General features: G+C 73.8%; 20 protein-coding genes. 9 read left to right on the top strand and 11 right to left on the bottom strand.

All coding sequences use genetic code 11. The annotated features are described in order from the left end of the window. Positions 1–188 precede the first annotated feature (188 nt). The gene (locus tag IF61_RS0117945; protein ID WP_030367431.1) at positions 189–662 is read right to left on the bottom strand and encodes a hypothetical protein; all 474 of its coding nucleotides are present in this window, start codon (positions 660–662) and stop codon (positions 189–191) included. Positions 663–719: 57 nt separating this feature from the next. After that, complete coding sequence (locus IF61_RS0117940) at positions 720–1,070, bottom strand: SH3 domain-containing protein (protein WP_397945291.1); 351 nt, start codon at positions 1,068–1,070, stop codon at positions 720–722. Between the two features lie 188 nt (positions 1,071–1,258). Between IF61_RS0117940 and IF61_RS0117935 the strand changes: the two genes are divergently transcribed. Then, a complete protein-coding gene (locus IF61_RS0117935) occupies positions 1,259–3,460 on the top strand; it encodes a protein kinase domain-containing protein (protein ID WP_030367429.1) in 2,202 nt (733 codons plus the stop codon). 257 nt (positions 3,461–3,717) lie between these two features. Here IF61_RS0117935 and ilvD read toward each other — a convergent pair whose 3' ends face one another. The 4 genes from ilvD to IF61_RS0117915 form a co-directional block, all read right to left on the bottom strand. Then, positions 3,718–5,571, bottom strand: coding sequence for a dihydroxy-acid dehydratase (ilvD, locus tag IF61_RS0117930; protein WP_030367428.1), 1,854 nt, complete (start codon positions 5,569–5,571; stop codon positions 3,718–3,720). Between the two features lie 176 nt (positions 5,572–5,747). Next, a complete protein-coding gene (locus IF61_RS0117925) occupies positions 5,748–6,395 on the bottom strand; it encodes a TetR/AcrR family transcriptional regulator (RefSeq protein ID WP_030367427.1) in 648 nt (215 codons plus the stop codon). Then, positions 6,392–7,216 (bottom strand): sugar phosphate isomerase/epimerase family protein, encoded by an 825-nt coding sequence (locus IF61_RS0117920; RefSeq protein ID WP_211264891.1) that lies wholly within the window; start codon positions 7,214–7,216, stop codon positions 6,392–6,394. Before IF61_RS0117920 ends, IF61_RS0117925 begins: the two co-directional genes overlap by 4 nt. A gap of 80 nt (positions 7,217–7,296) precedes the next feature. After that, a complete protein-coding gene (locus tag IF61_RS0117915; protein WP_030367425.1) occupies positions 7,297–8,238 on the bottom strand; it encodes a Ppx/GppA family phosphatase in 942 nt (313 codons plus the stop codon). A gap of 45 nt (positions 8,239–8,283) precedes the next feature. Between IF61_RS0117915 and IF61_RS0117910 the strand changes: the two genes are divergently transcribed. Then, positions 8,284–9,141 carry a DUF3109 family protein gene (locus IF61_RS0117910; protein WP_030367424.1) on the top strand — a complete coding sequence of 286 codons (858 nt, stop codon included), beginning with the start codon at positions 8,284–8,286 and terminating at the stop codon, positions 9,139–9,141. Positions 9,142–9,529: 388 nt separating this feature from the next. Here IF61_RS0117910 and IF61_RS0117905 read toward each other — a convergent pair whose 3' ends face one another. Beyond that, entirely contained in the window at positions 9,530–11,113 is a 1,584-nt protein-coding gene (locus IF61_RS0117905) for a BACON domain-containing protein (RefSeq protein WP_342668003.1), read from the bottom strand. 402 nt (positions 11,114–11,515) lie between these two features. Here IF61_RS0117905 and radA point away from each other — a divergent pair, with 402 nt between their 5' ends. Continuing rightward, the gene (radA, locus tag IF61_RS0117900) at positions 11,516–12,967 is read left to right on the top strand and encodes a DNA repair protein RadA (RefSeq protein WP_030367422.1); all 1,452 of its coding nucleotides are present in this window, start codon (positions 11,516–11,518) and stop codon (positions 12,965–12,967) included. Between the two features lie 122 nt (positions 12,968–13,089). Further along, on the top strand, positions 13,090–14,214 hold the full coding sequence (gene disA, locus IF61_RS0117895; protein WP_030367421.1) for a DNA integrity scanning diadenylate cyclase DisA: 1,125 nt from the start codon (positions 13,090–13,092) through the stop codon (positions 14,212–14,214). 103 nt (positions 14,215–14,317) lie between these two features. Here disA and IF61_RS0117890 read toward each other — a convergent pair whose 3' ends face one another. Further along, positions 14,318–15,142: a hypothetical protein gene (locus tag IF61_RS0117890; RefSeq protein WP_030367420.1), complete on the bottom strand. Its 825-nt coding sequence runs from the start codon at positions 15,140–15,142 to the stop codon at positions 14,318–14,320. Between the two features lie 184 nt (positions 15,143–15,326). Here IF61_RS0117890 and IF61_RS0117885 point away from each other — a divergent pair, with 184 nt between their 5' ends. Then, complete coding sequence (locus IF61_RS0117885; RefSeq protein WP_030367419.1) at positions 15,327–15,917, top strand: phosphatase PAP2 family protein; 591 nt, start codon at positions 15,327–15,329, stop codon at positions 15,915–15,917. A 47-nt stretch (positions 15,918–15,964) separates the two neighbouring features. On the opposite strand, the gene IF61_RS0117880 is transcribed toward IF61_RS0117885, so the two are convergent. The 3 genes from IF61_RS0117880 to IF61_RS32430 all read right to left on the bottom strand — a co-directional run bounded on the left by IF61_RS0117880 (position 15,965) and on the right by IF61_RS32430 (position 19,099). Next, positions 15,965–16,444: a pyridoxamine 5'-phosphate oxidase family protein gene (locus IF61_RS0117880; protein ID WP_030367418.1), complete on the bottom strand. Its 480-nt coding sequence runs from the start codon at positions 16,442–16,444 to the stop codon at positions 15,965–15,967. A 244-nt stretch (positions 16,445–16,688) separates the two neighbouring features. Then, complete coding sequence (locus IF61_RS0117875) at positions 16,689–17,378, bottom strand: response regulator transcription factor (protein WP_030367417.1); 690 nt, start codon at positions 17,376–17,378, stop codon at positions 16,689–16,691. A 32-nt stretch (positions 17,379–17,410) separates the two neighbouring features. Further along, the gene (locus IF61_RS32430) at positions 17,411–19,099 is read right to left on the bottom strand and encodes a sensor histidine kinase (protein ID WP_245684544.1); all 1,689 of its coding nucleotides are present in this window, start codon (positions 19,097–19,099) and stop codon (positions 17,411–17,413) included. Between the two features lie 121 nt (positions 19,100–19,220). On the opposite strand from IF61_RS32430, the gene IF61_RS0117865 reads away from it, so the two are divergent. From IF61_RS0117865 to cseB, 4 genes are all read left to right on the top strand, one after another. After that, positions 19,221–20,147, top strand: a complete 927-nt coding sequence (locus IF61_RS0117865) for an HhH-GPD family protein (protein ID WP_030367415.1) — start codon at positions 19,221–19,223, stop codon at positions 20,145–20,147. Positions 20,148–20,507: 360 nt separating this feature from the next. Beyond that, complete coding sequence (locus IF61_RS0117860) at positions 20,508–21,056, top strand: SigE family RNA polymerase sigma factor (protein ID WP_043189586.1); 549 nt, start codon at positions 20,508–20,510, stop codon at positions 21,054–21,056. 107 nt (positions 21,057–21,163) lie between these two features. Beyond that, positions 21,164–21,712, top strand: a complete 549-nt coding sequence (locus IF61_RS0117855) for an LppP/LprE family lipoprotein (protein WP_245684543.1) — start codon at positions 21,164–21,166, stop codon at positions 21,710–21,712. A 7-nt stretch (positions 21,713–21,719) separates the two neighbouring features. Continuing rightward, entirely contained in the window at positions 21,720–22,427 is a 708-nt protein-coding gene (cseB, locus tag IF61_RS0117850) for a two-component system response regulator CseB (protein ID WP_030367412.1), read from the top strand. Positions 22,428–22,487 lie beyond the last annotated feature (60 nt).

Here is a 22,487-nt window from a genome sequence, read left to right as displayed (position 1 = left end):
GAATTCCGGCACGCCGAAATTCATCCCGTTCAGGGGCCGTGCAGTGGTGAGTGCCGCCGGTGCGGCTCGATCGCCGCCCCGTTGTCCTTGCGGACCCCGTGGCAACTCGGAGAACACTACACGAGGTTTCGGGGCCTCATTGCCACCCCCCTCGGTCCCCTCGGCCGCCCCGGGCCGGGTGCCGGCGCCTACCGCTTGCGCCTGCCCTTGCCCTTCCGCTCGGTCCGCCGCTCGTACCGCGCGACGGCCTCCTTGTACTCCCGTCGGTGGAGCTCCTCGCCCGGTGCCTCCTTGAACGTGCGCAGGGCGTAGGCGAGGAGGGCGCCGATGAAGCCGATCACCATCAGGCTCTGCATCGACCGCTCGGCGTGCGGGTCGGCCGCGGGGTCGGGGCGGCGGCCGAAGCGTTCCCAGGTGCGGCGGAAGGCCAGGGCGCTGCACACCGCGAAGGCGACGACCACCATGGTGTTGACCAGGCCGCCGACCTTGGCGATGGCCAGGCCCTCGTAGCCGAAGCGCAGGACCAGGGCTCCCGCTGCTGCCGCGGCCAGCGCACCGATGCAGGTGCCGGCTCGCCGCAGCCCGTATCCGCCGTCGTGATTCAGCCACGTGGTGCCGTAGAACCTGATGGGTTCCGGCTGGGGTCCCGGCTCGTCGCTCATGTCTCGATTATGTCGACCGGACATGTCGACCGAGGCGTGCCGGGAGTCGGTGCGCCGTCAGGAGCAGCGGATCGTCACGAAGCCGTCGCTGCCGGTCTTCACGTAGGCGTCCGACACGTACTGGCCGGGGGCGATGCTGTCCCAGATGTCGGTGGTGCCGTAGGGGCCCGTGATCGTTTCGCCGCGGGTCTGGCAGCGGATGGCGACACGGGAGTCCTCGGGGAGGACGCGGACGATCTGGCTGCCGGTGTTCGGGCCGCGGCGCACGTTGATCTGCTGGCCGGGGGCCACCGGGTAGTAGACGGTGGCGGCGGCCGCGCGGGCCGACAGAGTCGAGGACTCGTTCTCGTTCATGTTCTCGCCCGCCGTGTTCTCGTTCGCGTTCTCGTTGATCTCGCTGGTGGCCATGCGGCCCTCCCCCGTTTGCGTGTTCACCGTCGATCAATGATGCGTTGATCGCTGCTGTGTAGATCAAAGACATGCGATGTCATGTGCAGGCTAGCAAGGCGCGGCACGCCTCCCGGGATTGCCGGATGCCATCGATTAGGCTCCGGACGCCGCGCTTTTGGCGGCCGACAGACAACGGGGGTGGGGGAATGCCGCCGCTGCGCAGTGCCGGAACGGGACCGGAAGCGGAGGATCCGGGTTATGCCGGTGAGTACCGGCTGGAAGGGCGCCTCGGCTCCGGCGGCATGGGTGTGGTGCATCTGGCGCGTTCCGCTTCGGGGCTGCGGCTCGCGGTCAAGGTGGTGCATGCCGAATATGCGGTGGACCCCGAGTTCAGGGCCCGGTTCCGGCAGGAGGTCGCGGCCGCCCGGCGGGTGAGCGGGGCATTCACCGCTCCTGTCGTGGACGCGGATCCCGATGGCGAGCGCCCTTGGATGGCGACGCTCTACATTCCCGGCCCCACGCTTTCCGAGCGGGTGAAGCGGAACGGGCCTCTTGCGCCGGAGGAAGTCCGTCGCCTGGCGGCCGGGCTGGCGGAGGCGCTGCGGGACATCCACCGGGCCGGGGTCGTGCACCGGGATCTCAAGCCGAGCAACGTACTGCTGGCCGAGGACGGCCCGAAGGTCATCGACTTCGGGATCTCGCGCCCGTACGACAGCGAGCTGCGGACCGAGACGGGGAAGCTGATCGGGACGCCGCCTTTCATGGCGCCCGAGCAGTTCCAGCGGCCGCGGGAGGTGGGGCCCGCGGCGGACGTGTTCGCGCTGGCGTCGCTCCTCGTGCACGCGGCGACCGGGCGGGGGCCGTTCGAGTCCGAGAGCCCGTACATCGTGGCGTACCAGGTCGTGCACACCGATCCCGATCTGACGGGGGTGCCGGCCGATCTCGTACCGCTGGTCCAGGACTGCCTGGCGAAGGACCCGGAGCAGCGGCCGACGCCGGACGGGATCATGGCTCGGCTGCCGCGCGAGCTGCGGCAGGGCGGGGCGCGCCGGGTCGAGTCCGCTGTCCTGGACGATTCCGTCCCCACGCATGTGCGCGTTCCTCCTCCCCGGGAGCACGCCGAGGAGGCCCCCCGCCCCGCCGTTCCCGCTCCCGCGCCCGGCTCCGGCCCGCGCCGGCGACGACGGCGGCGTATGCCGTGGCTCGTTTCCGCCGGTGTGGCGACCGCGGCCCTGGTGGCGGGCGGGACGTGGGCGCTGAGCCGCGGCGGTGACGCGGAGCAGCCGTTGCAGACGCGGCCGACGGTCGCCTCCGCGGACTGGCGGCCCTGGGAGGTGCCGGTGCCGGACGGTGCGACGGGAGCGTGTGCGTACGGAGGGGAAGCGCTCTACTGTTCCGCGCGCGGTCTGCAGGCGGCACGCATTCAAACCTCCAGTGGGAACGTCGCCTGGCGGAAGACCGCCCCCGCCTCTGCACCCGCCTCGCCCGGCGGTGGCGAGACGGGTCCCGTGCCCGCTCCCGTCGTTTCCGGCGGGCTCGTCCACGTCCTGTCGCCGGACGGCCGGAAGCTGTCGGCTTTGGATCCGTCCACGGGTGAGCCGCGCTGGACGCGGGACGTCTCCGCGTACCCCGGGCGGGTCTACCACGCGGGGGACACCGTGCTGCTGGTCGCCGGGGACGGGACGGTGACGGCGGTCGACGGCGGTACGAACGAGCAGCGCTGGCAGCACGGGCTCGGACTGCCGGGGCACGCCAAGCCGGTGTTCTCCTTCTACGGCACGGGTGCCGGCGGGCCGGGGCAGCCGGTGTACGCCGTGGCCCCGGCCGGTCAGGGGCAGCACCGGACGCGGATCCTCGCGCTGGATCCGGAGCGCGGGACGACGCTGTGGGAGCGGACGGCCGACGGTGACCTGACGGCGGTGGGCGCGGGGACGGGCGGTGCGCTGTTCCTGACGGCCCCCGACCGGGACAACCGGGTGTCGGCCGTCGTCCGCTACGACCCGGGGGCGCGGCGGGAGACGCGCGTGCCGCTCGGTGCGCCGCTCAACGTGGCGAGTGCGGTGGCGCGGGGCGATGCGGTGTACCTGCTGTCCACCGACGGTGGACTCACTGCCGTAGGTCCGAAGAGGCAGTCGTGGCGGCTGGACACGTCCGTGGCGAACGCGTCCGCGCTGGTCGCCGCCGACGGTGACCGCGTGTACTTCTCGGCGGCGGACGGGCGGCTGCTGGCCGTCGACACCGCGAAGGGCGCGCTCCTCGGCCAGACGGCCCCGCGGCCGGCCCGCGCCGGGCGCGGCTACCTCGACCTGCCGCCCGCGCCCGTCGCGGCGGACGGGAAGGTCTTCGGCACGGCGCCCGACGGGACGGTCTTCGCGGTCAGCGCCGGCGATCCGGGCCGCTGGCGTTGACGCGACCGGCGCTCACCTGACGCCGGCCGGGCTCCGCACGGCACCGCCACGTCGGCTGAGCGCCGTTGCCGCAGTGAGCAGTGGGTGCGGCTCAGCCCGCTGCCCAGGGGGTGAGGCCGTGCTCCGCTCGGCACCGCCGGTCACCGCCGTTTCGGCTGAGCGCCGTCGCGGCGGATGCGAGGTAGCTGTGGCTCACCTTGCATCCGCTCCGAGGCGAGCGACCGGCTGCGTACGGGGCCCGTGCCTCCGACCCGCCGTCAGGCGCCCACGCGGCTGACGTCCCGCACGGCGCCCCGGTCCGCGCTCGTGGCCATGGCCGCGTACGCGCGCAGCGCCGCCGAGACCTTGCGTTCGCGGTTCTTCGGGGCGTACGTGCCGCCCAGCGCCGCGCGCCGCGCGTCGAGCTCGGTCTCCTCCACGAGGAGTTCGATGGAGCGGTTCGGGATGTCGATGCGGATGCGGTCGCCGTCCTGCACCAGCGCGATCGTGCCGCCCGAGGCGGCCTCCGGCGAGGCGTGGCCGATCGACAGGCCCGACGTGCCGCCGGAGAAGCGGCCGTCGGTCACGAGGGCGCAGGCCTTGCCGAGGCCGCGGCCCTTGAGGAAGGACGTCGGGTAGAGCATCTCCTGCATGCCGGGGCCGCCGCGCGGGCCCTCGTAGCGGATGACGACGACGTCGCCCTCCTTAATCACCTTGGAGAGGATCTTGTCGACGGCCTCTTCCTGCGACTCGCAGACGACGGCCGGGCCCTCGAACGTCCAGATCGACTCGTCGACGCCCGCCGTCTTCACGACGCACCCGTCGACGGCGAGGTTGCCCTTCAGGACGGCCAGCCCGCCGTCCTTGGAGTAGGCGTGGGCGGCGTCGCGGATGCAGCCGCCGGCCGCGTCGGTGTCCAGGGACTCCCAGCGCTCGGACTGCGAGAAGGCGGTGGCGGAGCGGACGCAGCCGGGGGCTGCGTGCCAGAGCTCGACGGCCTCGGGGGTCGGCGAGCCGCCGCGGACGTCCCAGGCCTCCAGCCACTCCTTGATGCCGGGCGAGTGGACGGTGTGCACGTCCTCGTTGAGGAGGCCCGCGCGGTAGAGCTCGCCGAGGATGGCGGGGATGCCGCCGGCCCGGTGGACGTCCTCCATGTAGTACGTGCCGCCGGGGGCGACGTTGGGGGCGACCTTGGCCAGGCAGGGGACGCGGCGCGAGACGGCGTCGATGTCGCTCAGGTCGTAGTCGAGCCCGGCCTCCTGCGCGGCGGCGAGGAGGTGGAGGATCGTGTTGGTGGAGCCGCCCATGGCGATGTCGAGGGCCATGGCGTTGTCGAAGGCGGCGTGGGTGGCGATGTTGCGCGGCAGGACGGACTCGTCGCCGTCCTCGTAGTAGCGCTTGGTGATCTCGACGACCGTGCGGGCGGCGTTCTCGTAGAGGGCCTTGCGAGCGGTGTGCGTGGCGAGGACGGTGCCGTTGCCCGGCAGGGAGAGGCCGATGGCCTCGGTGAGGCAGTTCATGGAGTTGGCGGTGAACATGCCGGAACAGGAGCCGCAGGTCGGGCAGGCGTTCTCCTCGATGCGCAGCACGTCCTCGTCGGAGACGTTCTCGTTGACCGCGTCGACGATGGCATTGATGAGGTCGAGCTTGCGGACCGTGCCGTCGACGAGGGTGGCCTGGCCGGCCTCCATGGGGCCGCCGGAGACGAAGACGACGGGGATGTTGAGGCGCATGGCGGCCATCAGCATGCCCGGGGTGATCTTGTCGCAGTTGGAGATGCAGATCAGGGCGTCGGCGCAGTGGGCCTCGACCATGTACTCGACGGAGTCGGCGATCAGGTCACGGGAGGGCAGCGAGTAGAGCATGCCGGCGTGGCCCATGGCGATGCCGTCGTCGACGGCGATGGTGTTGAACTCGCGGGGCACGGCGCCGGCCGCCTTGATCGCCTCGGAGACGATCCGGCCGACCGGGGCGAGGTGGGTGTGGCCCGGGACGAACTCGGTGAAGGAGTTGGCCACCGCGATGATCGGCTTGCCGATGTCCTCGCTCGCTACGCCCGAGGCCCGCATGAGGGCGCGGGCGCCCGCCATGTTGCGGCCGTGGGTGACGGTGCGGGACCTCAGCTCGGGCATCCTGCTCCACTCCTCGCAGTGCGTGGGCGCCGCCGTGTCGCGCCGACGCCTCTACCTACGCCGTACCGGCGTCTTTCGAGCCTACGCCCGTACTCCAGGGGGCGGACGGCTTCTCCGCCATGTGAGACGCGGGTCTGCGAGTTCTCACGCCTTCTTGTCCGTCTTCTTGTCCGTTCTTACGTCGTCTGCGCGCCGTCCTCCGCGAGGTGCCGCTGCACCGCCGGCGCCACCATCGCCACCACCCGCTCCACGTCAGCCGACGCCAGCGGCTCGACCTTGATCACGTAGCGCAGCATGGCGACGCCGACGAGGTGGGCGGCGGCCAGCTCCGAGCGCAGCTCCGCGTCGGGGACGTCGAGCTCGCCCGCAATGCGGGTCATGAGCCTGCTGGTGACGAGGTCGCGGAAGATCGCGGCGGCGGTCTCGTTGGCGACGGCCGAGCGGACGATCGCGAGGAGCTGTTCGCGGGTGGCCGGGTCCTCCCAGACGCCGAGGATGAAGCGGGTGAGCCGCTCCCCCAGGGTGTCCGGGCCGCCGGTCCGGATGACGCCCGGCGCTTCGAGTGCAGGTGCGAAGTCCGTCTCGATCGCGGCCGCGAAGATCTGCTCCTTGGGGCCGTAGTAGTGGTGGACGAGCGCCGGGTCGACGTCCGCGCCCTTGGCGATGGCGCGGATGGACGCGCGGTCGTAGCCGCGGGCGGCGAACTCGGCGCGGGCGGCGGCGAGGATGCGCTCGCGGGCGCCGGGGCCGCTGCCCGCGTCCGTACGGGCGGGGCGGCCGCGTCTGCGGGGGGTTCCGGCGCCGCCGGGGCCTGCGGCGGTCACGGCCGCGGCACGCCGGTGGGCGAGGCCAGGTGGAGCCGGGTGAAGGCGAGGGCCTCGGCGAGGTCGGCCTCGCGCTCGGCCGCGGACATGGCGCGGCGGGTGTTGACCTCGATCACCACGTGCCCGTCGAAGCCGCGGGTCGCGAGGCGCTCCAGCACCTCGGCGCAGGGCTGCTTGCCGCGGCCGGGCACGAGGTGCTCGTCCTTGGCGGAGCCGTTGCCGTCGGCGAGGTGGATGTGGGCGAGCCGGTCGCCCATCCGGTCGATCATCGCGAGGGCGTCCGTGCGGGCGGTGGAGGTGTGCGAGAGGTCGACCGTGAAGTGGCGGTAGTCGTCCTTGGTGACGTCCCAGTCGGGCGCGTAGGCGAGCATCTCGCGGTCGCGGTAGCGCCACGGGTACATGTTCTCGACCGCAAAGCGGACGTCGGTCTCCTCGGCCATCCGCCAGATGCCGCGGACGAAGTCGCGGGCGTAGCCGCGCTGCCAGCGGAACGGCGGGTGGACGACGACCGTGCTCGCGCCGAGCTTCTCGGCGGCCGCGCGGGCGCGCTGGAGCTTGACCCAGGGGTCGGTCGACCAGACGCGCTGGGTGATCAGCAGGCAGGGGGCGTGCACGGCGAGGACAGGCACCTGGTGGTAGTCGGACAGGCGGCGGAGCGCCTCGATGTCCTGGCTGACCGGGTCGGTCCACACCATGACCTCGACGCCGTCGTAGCCCAGGCGGGCGGCGATCTCGAAGGCCGTCGCCGTCGACTCGGGGTAGACCGAGGCCGTGGACAGCGCGACCTTCGCATCCGGGATGCGCACCACTGGCTCTGTCACGAAGGACAGCGTACGACCGCCTCTCGTACGGCGGGCGGGTACCTCCGATGTGGCGGGTCCGCGCTCCCCTCCCTGCGGGTTCAGCCCTGCGGCGCCACCGGCAGGTGGTCCAGCCTGCGCAGGATGACGCCTTCGCGCAGCGCCCACGGGCAGATCTCCAGCTCGTCCACGCCGAACAGGTCCATCGTCCCCTCGGCCACCAGGGCGCCCGCGAGCAGCTGGTGCGCCCGGCCCTCCGACACGCCGGGCAGCTGGGCGCGCCGGTCGGAGGTCATCGTGGCCAGCCGCGGCACCCAGTCCTCCAGGGCGCGGCGGGTCAGGGCGCGCTGCACGTACAGGCCCTCGGTGGAGCGGGCGGCGCCCGCGATGCGGGCGAGCTGCTTGAAGGTCTTGGACGTGGCGACGACGTGGTCCGGCGCGCCGTGCCGCGCGAAGTCGCCGACGATGCGGGCGATCTGGGCGCGGACGTGGCGGCGCAGGGCGCGTACGTCCGTGGGGTCGGGCGGGTCGCCGGGCAGCCACGCGGAGGTGAGGCGGCCGGCGCCGAGCGGGAGGGACGCGGCGGCGTCCGGTTCCTCGTCCATGCCGAAGGCGATCTCCAGGGAGCCGCCGCCGATGTCGAGCACCAGCAGCTTTCCGGCCGACCAGCCGAACCATCGGCGGGCGGCCAGGAAGGTCAGGCGCGCCTCCTCCTCGCCGGTCAGGACCGGCAGTGTGAGGCCCGTCTCCTTCTGGACCCGGGCCAGGACCGTGTCCGCGTTGGCGGCCTCGCGGACGGCGGACGTCGCGAACGGCAGGACGTCCTCGCAGCCCTTGTCCTCGGCCGCCTGCAGGGCGTCCTGCAGGACGGCGACCAGCCGGTCTATCCCGGCGTCGCTGATCGCGCCGTCCTCGTCGAGGAGCTGGGCGAGGCGCAGCTCGGCCTTGTGGGAGTGGGCGGGCAGGGGGCGCGCGCCCGGGTGCGCGTCCACCACGAGCAGATGGACCGTATTCGAACCCACGTCGAGGACACCGAGTCTCATGGCCTGAACGCTACTGCGGCTGTCCGGGGCGCATAGGCTGGAGGGGTGGCAAAGACGAAGAAGGCCAAGCAGGGCAAGCAGGGCGGGCAAGGCAAGCCGGACAAAAAGCGCGATCAGCAGATCGCGCCCGTTTCCGACTCCAGCTCCGACGAGGTCGGGCTCGACTTCGCCCGCGCCTGGGTCGAGTTCCCCGACCCGGCGGACGACGAACAGGTCTTCCGCTGTGACCTGACCTGGCTGACCTCCCGGTGGACGTGCATCTTCGGCAGCGGCTGCCAGGGCATCCAGGCCGGGCGCGCCGACGACGGCTGCTGCACCCTGGGCGCGCACTTCTCCGACGAGGACGACGAGAAGCGCGTCGCCGGGCACGTGGCGCGGCTCACGCCCGACATCTGGCAGTTCCACGACGTGGGCACGGACTCCGGCTGGACGCAAGCAGACGAGGACGGCGACCGGCAGACACGCCGCTGGAAGGGCTCCTGCATCTTCCAGAACCGGCCCGGCTTCGCGGGCGGCGCGGGCTGCTCCCTGCACATCCTGGCCCTCAAGGAGGGCCGCGAGCCGCTGGAGACCAAGCCGGACGTCTGCTGGCAGCTGCCGGTGCGGCGCACGTACGACTGGATCGACCGGCCGGACGACACCCGCGTGCTGCAGATCTCCATCGGGGAGTACGACCGCCGGGGCTGGGGCCCGGGCGGCCACGACCTGCACTGGTGGTGCACGTCGGCCACGTCCGCGCACGGCGCCGGCGACCCGGTCTACGTCACGTACCGGCCCGAGCTCACGGAGATGATGGGCAAGGAGGGCTACGAGCGGCTGGCCGAGCTCTGCGAGGAGCGGCTGGCCGCGCTGCTGCCGATGGCTCCGCATCCGGCGGACCCGTCGCCTGCGGCGCGCTCGTAGGACCCCGGCCCGGCATAGGACCCCGGTCCGGCCGGGAATGCGCACCGCCGCCTCGGCTGTGGCCCCGTGCCGCCGAAACCGCCGCAGCGGCGATCAGCCATCGCGGCGGTGACCGGCGGTGCCGCGTACGCCTCCGGCCGGTCCGGCGCCGCCGGGCTCCACCGTCGTGGTGACGCACCGCCGCGGCGGAAGGAAGTACCGGCCCCGGCCGAAAGAGCCGCACCTGCCCGGGTATCAGCCCCCTGGAGGGGCGCCGGTCCGGCGCCGCCGGACTCCACCCTCGTGGTGACACCGCCGCGGCGGAAGGAAATCGGCCCCGGCCGAAAGAGCCGCACCTGCCCGGGCAGCAGCCCGCCCCCTGGAGAGGCGCCGCCGCGGCGGGCCGTGCTCACCCCGCAGGGGTGGGGCCCGCCGGGCTCGGTGACGGCGGCGGTGGGGACTGGGTGGCCGCCGGGGTGGAGACGACCGGGCGACCGCGGCCCTCGATCGTCACCGTCGTGCCGCCCGGAGCGATGACCACCCGGGCCCGCCACGGCCCCACCGGCTCGCGTTCCGCGTCGATCTCGACCACGACGGTCGTGGTCTGCCCGGGCTGCAGCACCCCGCCCGGCTTGCTCAGCCGCAGCCAGGGCGCGTCGGCCGTCATGGACCACACCACCGCCCGGCCGCCGCTCGCCGTGAGCGTGACGATCGTGGCGGTGCCGCTGGGCTGGGCGCTGACCGTCAGCCGGCCGGGACCGGGCGCCGGGTCGCCCGGGGCGGCCGGGCCGCCGGGGGCGGGCAGCCCGGCGGGGCCGCCGGCCGGGGACGGCGGGGCGCTGCCGGCCCGCGGGGGCGGTACGGGCCGGCCGTCGGGGCCGATGACCGCGACCGACACCTCGGTGACCAGGCGCCCGGACGCAGTACCCGTGCTGCTGCCGACGGGCCGCGGGGCGGGGCCGGGCCCCCGGTAGGGGCGTTCGCTGACGCCGCCGGTCTCCTTCGAGGAGACGGCCGCGGCCTCCGGGCGCGACTCCCCGGTCTCCGGCGCGCCGTGCCACGCGGCCCACAGGGCGAGCACGGGCGCGGCGACGACGGTGACGACGACAGTTGTGGTGACGGCCCGGCTGCGCAGGCGGCCGCGCCGCGCCGTGCGGTCCTTGGGGTCGACGGGATAGCCGCGCCGGTCGAAGCGCGGCACGGCGGGCGCGTGGGCCCCGCGCTGCCGGCCGCCCGCGCCCGCCGCGGACAGCATCGCGGCGTACGCGCGGGCTCTGGAGGCTTCCAGGACGGGCAGCGGGGCGGAGGAGGCGGCCGTGCCGGGCCAGGGCTCCCCGGCGGTGGCGCGCTCGGCGGTGCGGCGGCAGTCGGCGCAGTCGTCGACGTGCCGGACGAGCTCGCGCCGCAGGGCCGCGCCGAGCAGCACCTGCGTGTCGCCCGCGAAGCGGGCGACGACGGGGCAGCGGCCCGCCTCGACGACGGCCAGGGCCGTGCGCGTGCGCTCGACCTCGCAGGCCGCGGAGGACAGCAGGGCCCGCGCGGCATCGGTCTCCAGGCCGAGGACGGCGGCGACCTCGGAGGCGGCGAGGCCGTGCCGGACGGCCAGTTCGAGCGCTTCGCGCTGCTCGGCGGTGGTCCCGGCGGCCTCGGGCCAGGCGAGCAGGGCGAGCTCGGCCCGCCGGCGCGGGTCGGGCGGGGCGGGCGCCTCCCCCGCGGCCGCGCCGGAGGCGACGAGGCGGCGCAGACAGGCCCAGCGGGCGAGGGCGTAGAGCCAGGGGCGGCGCAGGTCCTCGTCGGCGGGGGCGCGGTCGGCGCGCTTCTCGGCGAGGGCGAGGACCTCTCCGAGGGCGGCGGTCGCGGCGTCGTGCTCGCAGAGGACGGACAGGCAGTAGGTGAAGAGCCCGTCGAGGTGGGGGTCGTACTTCAGGGGCGGCTGTTGCGCGAGGGTCGCGTGCGGACCGGGCGCGGCGGGGGCCGGGGCGGTCTCCACCACACGGACGGCCTCCGTCTCCGCCTCCGCCTCGTACCCCGGCCGAGCGGTCTGATTGTCCCGAGGCGCGCGGGCCTCGCGCGGCGCACCGCGGTGTGCGCGATGCGCGCCGGTGGCGTGCGGGCGGTGCTCTGGCCTCCTGGTCATCATCCCGGCGACGGTAGGCGGGTGACGGGCCGTTGCTGCCGCTGCCGACCCAGGTTTAACCCATTCGGGTGATGTTCTCCCACAAAATGGGGACACTGCTGCGCCGTCCCTCCTGTGTTTCCGGGGAGAGGGGCTCCGGGCAGCAAGAACAGCACGAAGGGACGGCTTCCGGGTTCTGGTAAAGGGCCGCCGTGCGGAGGGCCGTCGCAAGGGGCCGGGCGGGCCGGGTTGTCAGTGGGGCCCGCTACGGTGACTCGCATGGCTGCCCGTACCGCACGCTCGTCCGCCAAGGACCGGCCCTCTTACCGCTGCACCGAGTGCGGCTGGACCACGGTGAAGTGGCTCGGCCGCTGCCCCGAGTGCCAGGCGTGGGGCACGGTCGAGGAGTTCGGCGCGCCCGCGGTGCGGACGACCGCGCCCGGCCGCGTGTCCACCGCCGCGCTGCCCATCGGCCAGGTTGACGGCCGGCAGGCCACCGCGCGCAGCACGGGCGTGGATGAGCTGGACCGCGTCCTGGGCGGCGGGCTCGTGCCCGGCGCGGTGGTGCTGATCGCGGGCGAGCCGGGCGTCGGCAAGTCGACGCTCCTGCTGGACGTGGCGGCGAAGGCCGCCTCCGAGGAGCACCGCACGCTGTACGTGACGGGTGAGGAGTCGGCGAGCCAGGTGCGCCTGCGGGCGGACCGCATCGGCGCGATCGACGACCACCTGTACCTGGCGGCCGAGACGGATCTGGCCGCGGTGCTCGGGCACCTCGACTCCGTCAAGCCGTCGCTGCTGATCCTGGATTCGGTGCAGACGGTGGCCTCGCCGGAGATCGACGGCGCTCCGGGCGGCATGGCGCAGGTGCGCGAGGTGGCGGGCGCGCTGATCCGGGCCTCCAAGGAGCGGGGCATGGCCACGCTCCTGGTCGGTCACGTCACCAAGGACGGTGCGATCGCGGGCCCGCGCCTGCTGGAGCACCTGGTCGACGTGGTGCTGAGCTTCGAGGGCGACCGGCACGCGCGCCTGCGGCTGGTGCGCGGCGTGAAGAACCGCTACGGGGCCACGGACGAGGTGGGCTGCTTCGAGCTGCACGACGAGGGCATCACCGGGCTGGCCGACCCGAGCGGCCTGTTCCTCACCCGCCGCGCCGAGCCCGTTCCGGGCACGTGCCTGACGGTGACGCTGGAGGGCCGCCGCCCGCTGGTGGCCGAGGTGCAGGCGCTGACGGTCGATTCGCAGATCCCCTCGCCCCGCCGCACGACGTCCGGTCTGGAGACGTCCCGGGTGTCGATGATGCTGGCGGTGCTGGAGCAGCGGGGCAGGATCAGCGCGCTCGGCAAGCGGGACATCTACAGCGCGACGGTGGGCGGCGTGAAGCTGTCGGAGCCCGCGGCGGACCTGGCGGTCGCCCTGGCCCTGGCCAGTGCCGCCAGCGACACCCCCCTGCCGAAGAACCTGGTGGCGATCGGCGAGGTGGGCCTGGCCGGCGAGGTCCGGCGGGTCACCGGGGTGCAGCGGCGGCTGGCGGAGGCGGCCCGGCTGGGCTTCACGCACGCGCTGGTGCCGGGCGATCCGGGGAAGGTGCCGAGCGGCATGCGCGTCCTGGAGGTCGCCGACATAGGCGAGGCGCTTCGAGTGCTCCCCAAGCGGGTACCCCGGGAGAACCGGCGCCGAGCCGGGTCGGACGCCCCGGCCGGGGAGAGCCCTGTCGGCCCTGTTCAAGCGTGAAGAGGCCCTCTTTAATAGGCTGGGCGCCCGAACACGCCAGTAGACTTTGCCCTGGTCTCGCCCGTACGTACGGAAAACCGGGCGGGTTGCGGCACCGTTGACCTTGCGACCGGAGGAGTGCAGTGGCAGCCAACGACCGGGCATCGGGCCCCGGCAAGGCCGGGGGTTCCTCCGGTGCCGACGGTCTGATGCGCGCCTCGCTGAGCGCCGTCGCGCCCGGCACGGCCTTGCGCGACGGCCTGGAGCGCGTCCTCCGTGGCAATACGGGCGGCCTGATCGTCCTGGGCATGGACAAGACGGTGGAGTCCATGTGCACGGGCGGTTTCGTGCTGGACGTGGAGTTCAGCGCCACGCGCCTGCGCGAGCTGTGCAAGCTGGACGGCGCCCTGATCCTCGACAAGGACATCACCAAGATCGTGCGGGCGGGCGTGCAGCTCCTGCCGGACGCGTCGATCCCCACCGAGGAGACCGGCACCCGGCACCGCACAGCGCAGCGCGTCTCCATCCAGTGCGGCTTCCCCGTGGTGTCGGTCAGCCAGTCGATGCGCCTGATCGCCCTCTACGTGGACGGTGAGCGGCGGACGCTGGAGGAGTCCGGCGCGATCCTCTCCCGGGCCAACCAGGCCCTGGCCACCCTGGAGCGCTACAAGCTCCGGCTGGACGAGGTCGCGGGCACCCTCTCCGCCCTGGAGATCGAGGATCTGGTGACGGTCCGCGACGTGACCGCGGTCTGCCAGCGCCTGGAGCTGGTCCGCCGCATCGCCACGGAGATCGCGGAGTACGTGGTGGAGCTGGGCACCGACGGCCGCCTGCTCTCCCTGCAGCTGGACGAGCTGATCGCCGGCGTCGAGCCCGAGCGCGACCTCGTCGTGCGGGACTACGTCCCGGAGCCGACCGCCAAGCGCACCCGTACGGTCTCCGAGGCCCTTTCCGAGCTGGACGCCCTCACCCACCCCGAGCTGCTCGAACTGCCCATCGTGGCGCGCGCCCTGGGCTACAGCGGCTCCCCGGAGACGCTGGACTCCGCGGTCTCGCCGCGCGGCTACCGCCTGCTGGCGAAGGTGCCGCGCCTGCCGGGCGCGATCATAGAGCGGCTGGTCGACCACTTCGGCGGGCTGCAGAAGCTGCTGGCCGCCAGCGTGGACGACCTGCAGACGGTCGACGGGGTCGGCGAGGCCCGCGCACGCTCGGTCCGCGAGGGGCTGTCGCGGCTGGCGGAGTCCTCGATCCTCGAGCGGTACGTCTAGCCGAAGCGGTGTGTCTAGCTGAAGCGATACGTCCGGCCGGAGCCGTACGTACGTCCAGCCGGAGCGATTCGCCCGGCCGGGCGTCCCGTCGTACGTCCGGCCGTCAGTCCTTCTCCAGAGTGAATTCCACCTTTTCGGTGACGCCCGCAATTCTGACCTCGGCCCGGTACTTACCGGTGCCCGCCGCCCCGTCACCGGAAGGCGTCGCGCAGTGCGGGGCACTGCGCTTGCGGTCCCATTCCACGGTGCGCTTCGTCTCACCCGAACCGGGGAGCTCCACGAGCACCGGGCCCGTGGCGCGGGGGCAGTCGTCGGAGGCCCACACGCGGTCGTCGCCGTCGATATGCGTGATCTTCAGAATCGCGGCGGTCGCCCCGAAGTTGACCTTGCAGGCACTGCCGCCGGAGTTCTTCACCACGACCTCGAACTTCGGCTTCTCGCCGGGCCGGTAGGCGTCCTTGACGCTGCGGATCGCGAGCCGCACCGCGCCCGGCGAGCAGTCGGGCAGGGACGAGCCGACCGGCACGGCCTTGCCGTCGCCGGTGCCCAGCGCGCCACCGCCGCCGGTGCCCGTCGTACCGCCGCCGCCCGTACCGGCACCACCGGTCCCGGACGCGCCCGTACCGCCGCCGGAGCGGTCGTCGCCGCTGCCGCCGGAGCCGCTGCCGCCCGACTCGCCGCGCCCGCCCGGGCGTTGGCTGTAGTGCGGGCCGGAGGGCACCGGGCCGGGGGTGATGGTGGTGCTGTCGCCCGGGTTCTTTCCGTCCGTGCCCTTGCTCTGGCTGTCGCCTGAGTCACCGTCACCCCCGAGGGTGACGAACCAGAGCCCCAGCAGAACGAGAAGGCCGAGCAGGCCAAGCGCAACTGCCCTCCGCCGCCAATAGATGGAGGAGGGAAGCGGCCCGATCGGATTGCGCAGTGATCCCACGCGAAGACTCTACGAGACATCGGCGGGGGCACCAGCCCCTACCCGCCGGGTGGGTGCCGGATTTTCTCATCATCGGTCCGCCGCGAGCCGATTTTCCATTGCTGCCATCTGACGAAAGTCCTACCGCACGCATGCCGATAGCCCGGTGTGGCGCGGAAGTGACGGACCGTAGGCTCCCGGGACCATGGACACCGTGGACAACGACCTCTATCGCGACGTCACCGAATTCGCCCGCTCCACACCGGAGTGGGTGCACACCCTTGCGGAAATCGGCACCGAGGCCGGGCTGTTGCTACTGATGGCCGTGGCCGTCGCCGTGTGGTGGCGCAACCGGAGCGCGGGGGCGCGCAGCGTCGCGCTCGCGCTGCTCGTGCCGGTCACCACGGCGATCGCCTACGGCATCAGCGAGGTCGCGAAGAGCCTGGTGGACGAGGAACGGCCGTGCCGGGCGGTCCACGGGGCGGTCACCTCGCTGGCCGCCTGCCCGCCGCACGGCGACTGGTCCTTCCCGAGCAACCACGCCACACTCGCCGCGGCCCTCGCGACCGGCATCGTGCTCGCCCGGCGGGCGCTCGTGTGGGCCGTCCTGCCCATGGCGCTGCTCGTCGCGTTCTCACGGGTCTTCCTCGGCGTGCACTACCCGCACGACGTGGCCGCGGGCCTGCTCCTCGGCGCGGTCGTGGCGCTGCTCGGCGGGCTGCTGCTCGTACGGCCCGCCACGGGGCTGGTGGAACGGGCGGAGCGGGGGCGGCTGCGGCCGCTCGTGAAGGCGTAAAGGCGTAAGGCATAGGGGGAGGGGCAGGGGCAGGGGCCCCGGAGGGGTCAGGCCGCGGGGCGGGTCCACTCCGTCTTGTGGCCGAAGCCCTGCCCGTTGTCGATCAGGCGCAGCCAGGAGGGGCGCAGCTCCCACAGGTCGGTGCGCTCCATCGCCTGCCGGAGCCGGTCGTTGTGGTCGACGTACGGGAAGCGCTCGCTGTACGCGCGCCACGCGGCCTCGCGCTCGGCGCCCTCCAGGCGGCGGCACGTGCCCCGGCCTTGAATCCCCGTCAGGGCCGTCCACACCTGCCCGTCGCGCTGGGCGGTGAAGGCGACGCCGGCGCCGCTCGCGAGGGCGCGGCCGTGGCGCGTGGTGACCGAGGTGACGAACAGCAGCGCGGTGTCGTCGCCGTCGGCGGGGGCGTAGAGCACCGCGCACGCCTGCGGGCCGTCGTCATCGGCGTAGGCCAGGGTCAGGGTGGAGTGCGCGTCGAGCGCCGCGCGGATGTCGCGCGGGGGTCGCGGCTGCGTTTCACTCTCGTTCATGGCCCCATTCCATCGTGGCGGCCCCTGCGGGGCCAGCCGGAGCGCGCCGGTGCCGGTGGTGTCACATTCCGCCGGACCTCGCCGTGGTGGCACTTCGCCGTCGCGGCGGGCGGCTTTTGCCGGGGCGAGCGCTCCTGCCGCCGCAGCGAAGATCTTTCCGCCGCAACGGCGAGACGCCACGACGCCGGATGCCGGCGGTGCCGAACCCGCGCTCAGGGGGTTTCGCCGTGGGCCGCCGAGGCGCCTACGCGCCGGTGGGCGTGCTCGCCACCAGCCCCGCCTCGTACGCGACGATCGCCGCCTGTACCCGGTTGCCGACCTCCAGGCGGTCGAGGACCGCGCTCACGTAGCCCTTCACCGTGCCTTCCACGAGGTGGAGGCGACGGCCGATGCCCGCGTTGGAGAGGCCCTCGCCGAGCAGGGCGAGCACCTCGCGCTCGCGGGCGGTGAGGCCGGCGATCCGGGCACGCGCGGCGGCCCCGCGGGTGAGCCGCTCGCCGCCGAGTTCGGCGATGACGTGCCGGGCCACCTTCGGGGAGAGGTAGGCGCCGCCGTCGGCGACCGCGCGGACGCCGGTCATCAGTTCGTAGGGGTCGCCGGACTTGAGGAGGAAGCCGGTGGCCCCGCCGCCCAGGGCGCGGGAGATGTAGGCGTCCTCGGAGAAGGTGGTGAGGATGGCGACGGCCGTGCCGGGCGCGGTCCGGCGGATCTCCTCGCACGCGGCGAGGCCGTCCATGCGCGGCATGCGGATGTCGAGCAGCGCGACGTCCGGCCGGTGGGCGCGGACCGCTTCGACGGCCTCACGGCCGTCCGCCGCCTCCGCGACGACCTCGATGCCGGGGTCGGCGGACAGGATCGCGCAGACACCGGCGCGGATCATCGCCTCGTCGTCGGCGACGAGGACTTTGACGGCGTCACCCGTTCCCGTGGTCATCCCCGCGTTCATCCCCGTGGCCATCCCCGTGTTCAGCGCAGCCATTCCTTCTCCTCCTGTTCCACGACGCCGGCGGCGCCGGCGCGCGGGATGCGGCTCTTCGCGACGAGGTGCCCGTCGCGGAAGCAGAGCCGGAAGTGTTCGACGCTGACGAAGAGTTCGCCGCTGGCCCGGTAGTAGCGGCACTCCGCTCCGGCGGGCGGGGTGGCCGGGTCCCGGTCGGCGGGCGGGTCGGCGACCTGCCGGTCCGGGAGGAGGGGCGCGACGTCGGCGTACGGCGCCCCGACGCGCAGGGCCGCGTAGTCGGCGGGCTTCAGCACCGAGTGGGCCTTGATGTAGGCGTACCAGCCGAAGGCGCCGGCGACGAAGACGGCACCGGCGGCGGCCGCGACGGCGAAGGGCACGGCGAACCGCCGCCGGGCGGTGCGCCGGGCGTGCGCGAGGGCGTCGGTGTCACGGCTGCCGTCCGCGGGCTCCTCCGGGCGCGCCGCGTGTCCGGCCCGGGCGGCGTCCGCGAACCCGGCCCGGGGCCCCGGCTCGTGCGGGAGCCGCGCGCTCACCCTGAATTCCCCGTCGTCCCCGGCCGCCCCCGCCGTGAACTCGCCTCCCGCGAGCGCCACCCGCTCCCGCAGCCCCAGCAACCCCGTACCGCCGCCGCCCGCGGACGGCGCGCCGCCCTCCGGGGGCCCGCTGACGACCGTCACCAGCGTCTCCCGCGGCCCGGTGTCCACCGTGACGGCCACCTCCGCCCCGGGCGCGTGCTTGGCCGCGTTCGTCAGCGCCTCCTGGACGACGCGGTACGCGGCCCGCTCCACGAGCGGCGGCAGCGCGGCCTCGCGGGGCAGCTGGGCGCGGACGGGCAGGCCGCAGGCCGCCGCGCGGTCCACGAGGGCGGGCAGCGAGTCGTCCGGCGGGGCCAGCGGCGCGGGGCCGGGCGGGGCGGCGTCGCGGAGGACGCCGATGATGTCGCGGAGCCGGTCCGTCGCCGACGCGGCGGCCTCGCGCAGCTCCGCGGCGGCCGCCCGGTGCGCCGCGTCGAGGCCCGGTGCGACCTGCAGGGCCCCGGCGCGCAGGGCGATCAGGCTCAGTTCGTGGCCGAGGGAGTCGTGCATGTCCTGGGCGATGCGGGCGCGCTCGCGCAGCCGGGCCCGGTCCGCGACGATCTCCTGCTCGCGCTCCAGCTGGGCCGCGCGGCTCCAGCCCGCGGCGACGAGCTCGCGCGCCTGGCGCCGGTACCGGCCGGCCAGCCAGGGGAAGACCGCGCCGAAGAGCAGCGTGCCGATCAGAACCAGCCATTCGACGACGGGGTCGGTGTGGCGGGCGAGGACGAGCACCGTGCCGGCGGCCGCGACGGCCGGGAACGCGTACAGCACGGGGCGCGTCCGGGCCGAGCGGCGGCCCAGCAGGAAGGCGAGGACGGACAGCGCGGGCCCGTAGGAGAGCGTGAACAGCGAGGGCGACGCGGCGAGGCCCAGCCCGGCGGCGAGGCCGAGCGCGAGCACCGGCCGGGCGCGGGAGACGGCCACGGCGGCGGCGAGGACGGCGGCTCCGGCCGCGGTCTGCCACCAGGGCCGGGGTGCGTTCAGGCCGAGGAGGTCCGCGGCGACGCCGGGCGCGGTGAGCGCCGCCCACAGCAGGGCGTCGGGCAGGGCCCTGGTCGGGAGCCCGGTCCCGGCCCTGGTCAGGGCCGTTGCCGGGGCGGTGGTCGTGCGGCGGCTCACCGGTCCGACGGTACAAGCCGGGGCCGTTCGCGCGCCCCTGACGAAAGTCAGACGAAAGTCGGGTGAACGGGGCCCGGCGCGTTTCTCCGCCGTCCGCGGCCGTGCCAGGATCGGAAGCGCCATGACTGTGACAGACCGCACCGACGCCCTGCCCGAAGCCCTCTCCGAGCCCCTCTCCGGCGCACTCCACGGACCGGTCATCGACTGGTTCGACGCGCACGCCCGTGACCTTCCCTGGCGGCGCCCGGAGGCCGGCGCGTGGGGTGTGATGGTCAGCGAGTTCATGCTGCAGCAGACGCCGGTCAGCCGCGTCCTGCCGGTGTACGAGCAGTGGCTCGCGCGCTGGCCGCGCCCGGCGGACCTGGCGGCCGAGCCGCCCGGCGAGGCGGTGCGCGCCTGGGGCCGGCTCGGCTATCCGCGGCGGGCGCTGCGGCTGCACGCCGCCGCGACGGCGATCACGGAGCTGCACGGCGGCGAGGTGCCGAGCGACCACGCCAGGCTGCTGGCGCTGCCGGGCGTCGGCGAGTACACGGCGGCGGCGGTGGCCTCGTTCGCGTACGGGCAGCGGCACGCGGTCCTCGACACCAACGTGCGCAGGGTGTTCGCGCGCGCCGTGAGCGGCGCGCAGTACCCGCCGAACGCGACGACGGCGGCCGAGCGCAAGCTGGCCCGCGCCCTGCTGCCCGAGAGCGAGCCGGTCGCCGCCCGCTGGGCCGCCGCGACGATGGAGCTGGGCGCGCTGGTGTGCACGGCGCGCACGCCGGTCTGCGGGCGCTGCCCGATCGCCGACCGGTGTGCGTGGCGCGCGGCGGGTTCCCCGGCGCACGACGGGCCACCGCGCCGTGGCCAGACGTACGCGGGGACGGACCGGCAGGTGCGCGGAAAGCTGCTGGCGGTGCTGCGGGAGGCGCTGGAGCCCGTGCCGCAAGTGGCTCTGGACGCCGTCTGGGACGAGCCGGTGCAGCGGGCCAGGGCGCTGGACGGGCTTGTGGCGGACGGGCTGGTGGAGCCGCTGGCGGACGGGACGTACCGGCTGCCGCTGGGATGAGTGCGAACCCCGTCGCGGAACCCGTCACACGGCTGCCGCCGGCGCAGCGCGCGGCCCCGTCACACGGCCGCCGCCGGGCGCAGTGCGCAGCCCCGCCATGTCTCTGTCACGGAGTCCGTCACACGGCCGTGTCGCAAGACCCGCCGTGACCTGCCGAAAGGCCCTCGCGAACAGGACAGAGCCCCCTTTTCACGCCCTACCGCCCCTGCTCCCGCAACGCTGTTACACAACCTATGGACAGCTGTGCACCAGCCGCAGTGCTGCCGCACATCACGCCGCAACAGCACCTCCGTAGCGTCCTTCTCGTGCTGGGAGACCACCAGCGTGACGCGGGGATGCAAGCGGAATGGAGGCTGCGAGATGGCCAGCAGCGGCAAGGTTCTGGACTTCGAGGAGTACGTGCGCAACCGTCAGGACGCGCTCCTGCGCAGCGCCCGCCGTCTCGTGCCGGACCCCATCGACGCGCAGGACCTCCTCCAGACCGCCCTCGTGCGCACCTACGGCCGCTGGGAAGGCATAGCGGACAAGTCGCTGGCCGACGCCTACCTCCGCCGTGTCATGATCAACACTCGTACGGAGTGGTGGCGCGCCCGCAAGCTCGACGAGGTGCCCACCGAGCAGCTCCCCGACGCCAGCGTCGAGGACGGCACGGAGCAGCACGCCGACCGCGCGCTGCTGATGGACATCCTCGGTGTCCTGGCGCCCAAGCAGCGCAGCGTCGTCGTGCTGCGACACTGGGAGCAGATGAGCACCGAGGAGACCGCGGAGGCGCTCGGGATGTCGACCGGAACGGTCAAGAGCACGCTGCACCGGGCCCTGGCCCGGCTGCGTCAGGAGCTGGAGAGCCGCGACCTGGACTTCCATGCCCTCGAGCGCAACGAGCGGGGGCAGGAACGGTGCGCAGCCTGAAAAAGGCGGCTCCCCCCAGGCCGGTTCTGATCACCGGCGGCACGGTCACCGCGTTGGCCGCTGCCGCCGGTCTTCTGCTTGCCGGATGCAATGCGGGCAGCGAGGGCGTGCGCAAGGAAGGCACCGCGCAGACGCAGTCCGCCGCGAAGCCGACCCGGCTGCCCTCGGCCTCGGCGACGGCGGAGCGGCCGCAGGACAAGGTCGACGCGGTCAAGCTGCTCAAGGGCGACCCGAAGATCAGCGCGCAGGTCAAGAAGGACCTGAAGCCCTGTGTGAAGAACCAGTACCCGCTGGACGTGATCTACGGGAAGCTGACCGACGGCTCCCGGGACGACATCGTCGTGAACATCCTGACCTGTGGCGATTCCGTGGGCGTGGGCTCGTATGTGTACCGTGCCAAGGGCGACGGCTCGTACGAGAACGTGTTCATGATCGAGCAGGCGCCGGTGTACGCCGAGATCGACCGCCGCGACCTCCGGGTCACCAAGCAGGTCTACGGGCCCGGTGACGCGGTGTGCTGCGCGTCGGGCGAGGATGTCATGACGTACCACTGGTCGGGGTCGGAGTTCCGGGAGACCGGGCGCACGCACACCGACTACAGCAAGGCCGGAAACAACGACAAGGGCGATTTCCCCAGCGTGGGAACGGAGGGCTGAGGGCAGCGTGGCCGATACGCATGTGCTCTTCGTGGAGGACGACGACGTCATCCGTGAGGCGACCCAGCTGGCACTGGAGCGCGACGGCTTCGAGGTGACCGCGGTGCCGGACGGGCTGCTGGGGCTGGAGAAGTTCCGCGCCCGCAAGCCCGACATCGCGCTGCTCGACGTCATGGTCCCCGGCCTGGACGGGGTCAGCCTCTGCCGCCGGATCCGCGACGAGTCGACCGTGCCGGTGATCATGCTGTCGGCGCGCGCGGACTCCATCGACGTCGTCCTGGGCCTGGAGGCCGGGGCCGACGACTACGTCACCAAGCCCTTCGACGGCGCCGTGCTCGTCGCCCGCATACGGGCCGTGCTGCGCCGCTTCGGGCACGCCAGCGGGCCGGGCGGCGCGGCCGGGGCCGACGCCCCCGAGGAGCTGGAGTGCGGCGTGCTGCGCTTCGGTGACCTGGAGGTCGACACGGACGGCATGGAGGTCCGCAAGGGCGGCGAGCCCGTCGCGCTGACCCCGACCGAGATGCGGCTGCTGCTGGAGTTCTCCGCGGCGCCCGGCACGGTGCTCTCGCGCGACCGGCTGCTGGAGCGCGTCTGGGACTACGGCTGGGGCGGCGACACCCGGGTCGTCGACGTCCACGTGCAGCGGCTGCGCGGCAAGATCGGCCAGGACCGGATCGAGACGGTCCGCGGTTTCGGCTACAAGCTCAGAGGGTGACACGGGTGACCACCCCATGGTGATCCGTTCCGTGGTGATCCGCTCCATGACGACCGGGGC

This window comes from Streptomyces roseoverticillatus (genome assembly GCF_000719265.1).
In the GTDB taxonomy this organism is placed as follows: Bacteria; Actinomycetota; Actinomycetes; order Streptomycetales; family Streptomycetaceae; genus Streptomyces; species Streptomyces roseoverticillatus.
Note: the sequence above shows the minus strand (reverse complement) of the source record. Positions and strands in the feature narration are given on the sequence as shown.

Coding starts and splice junctions, on each gene's coding strand:
- IF61_RS0117945 (WP_030367431.1), bottom strand. CDS start 662: ATGAGCGACGAGCCGGGACCCCAGCCGGAACCCATCAGGTTCTACGGC.
- IF61_RS0117940 (WP_397945291.1), bottom strand. CDS start 1,070: ATGGCCACCAGCGAGATCAACGAGAACGCGAACGAGAACACGGCGGGC.
- IF61_RS0117935 (WP_030367429.1), top strand. CDS start 1,259: ATGCCGCCGCTGCGCAGTGCCGGAACGGGACCGGAAGCGGAGGATCCG.
- ilvD (WP_030367428.1), bottom strand. CDS start 5,571: ATGCCCGAGCTGAGGTCCCGCACCGTCACCCACGGCCGCAACATGGCG.
- IF61_RS0117915 (WP_030367425.1), bottom strand. CDS start 8,238: ATGAGACTCGGTGTCCTCGACGTGGGTTCGAATACGGTCCATCTGCTC.
- radA (WP_030367422.1), top strand. CDS start 11,516: ATGGCTGCCCGTACCGCACGCTCGTCCGCCAAGGACCGGCCCTCTTAC.
- IF61_RS0117885 (WP_030367419.1), top strand. CDS start 15,327: ATGGACACCGTGGACAACGACCTCTATCGCGACGTCACCGAATTCGCC.
- IF61_RS0117880 (WP_030367418.1), bottom strand. CDS start 16,444: ATGAACGAGAGTGAAACGCAGCCGCGACCCCCGCGCGACATCCGCGCG.
- IF61_RS0117875 (WP_030367417.1), bottom strand. CDS start 17,378: ATGACCACGGGAACGGGTGACGCCGTCAAAGTCCTCGTCGCCGACGAC.
- IF61_RS0117865 (WP_030367415.1), top strand. CDS start 19,221: ATGACTGTGACAGACCGCACCGACGCCCTGCCCGAAGCCCTCTCCGAG.
- IF61_RS0117860 (WP_043189586.1), top strand. CDS start 20,508: ATGGCCAGCAGCGGCAAGGTTCTGGACTTCGAGGAGTACGTGCGCAAC.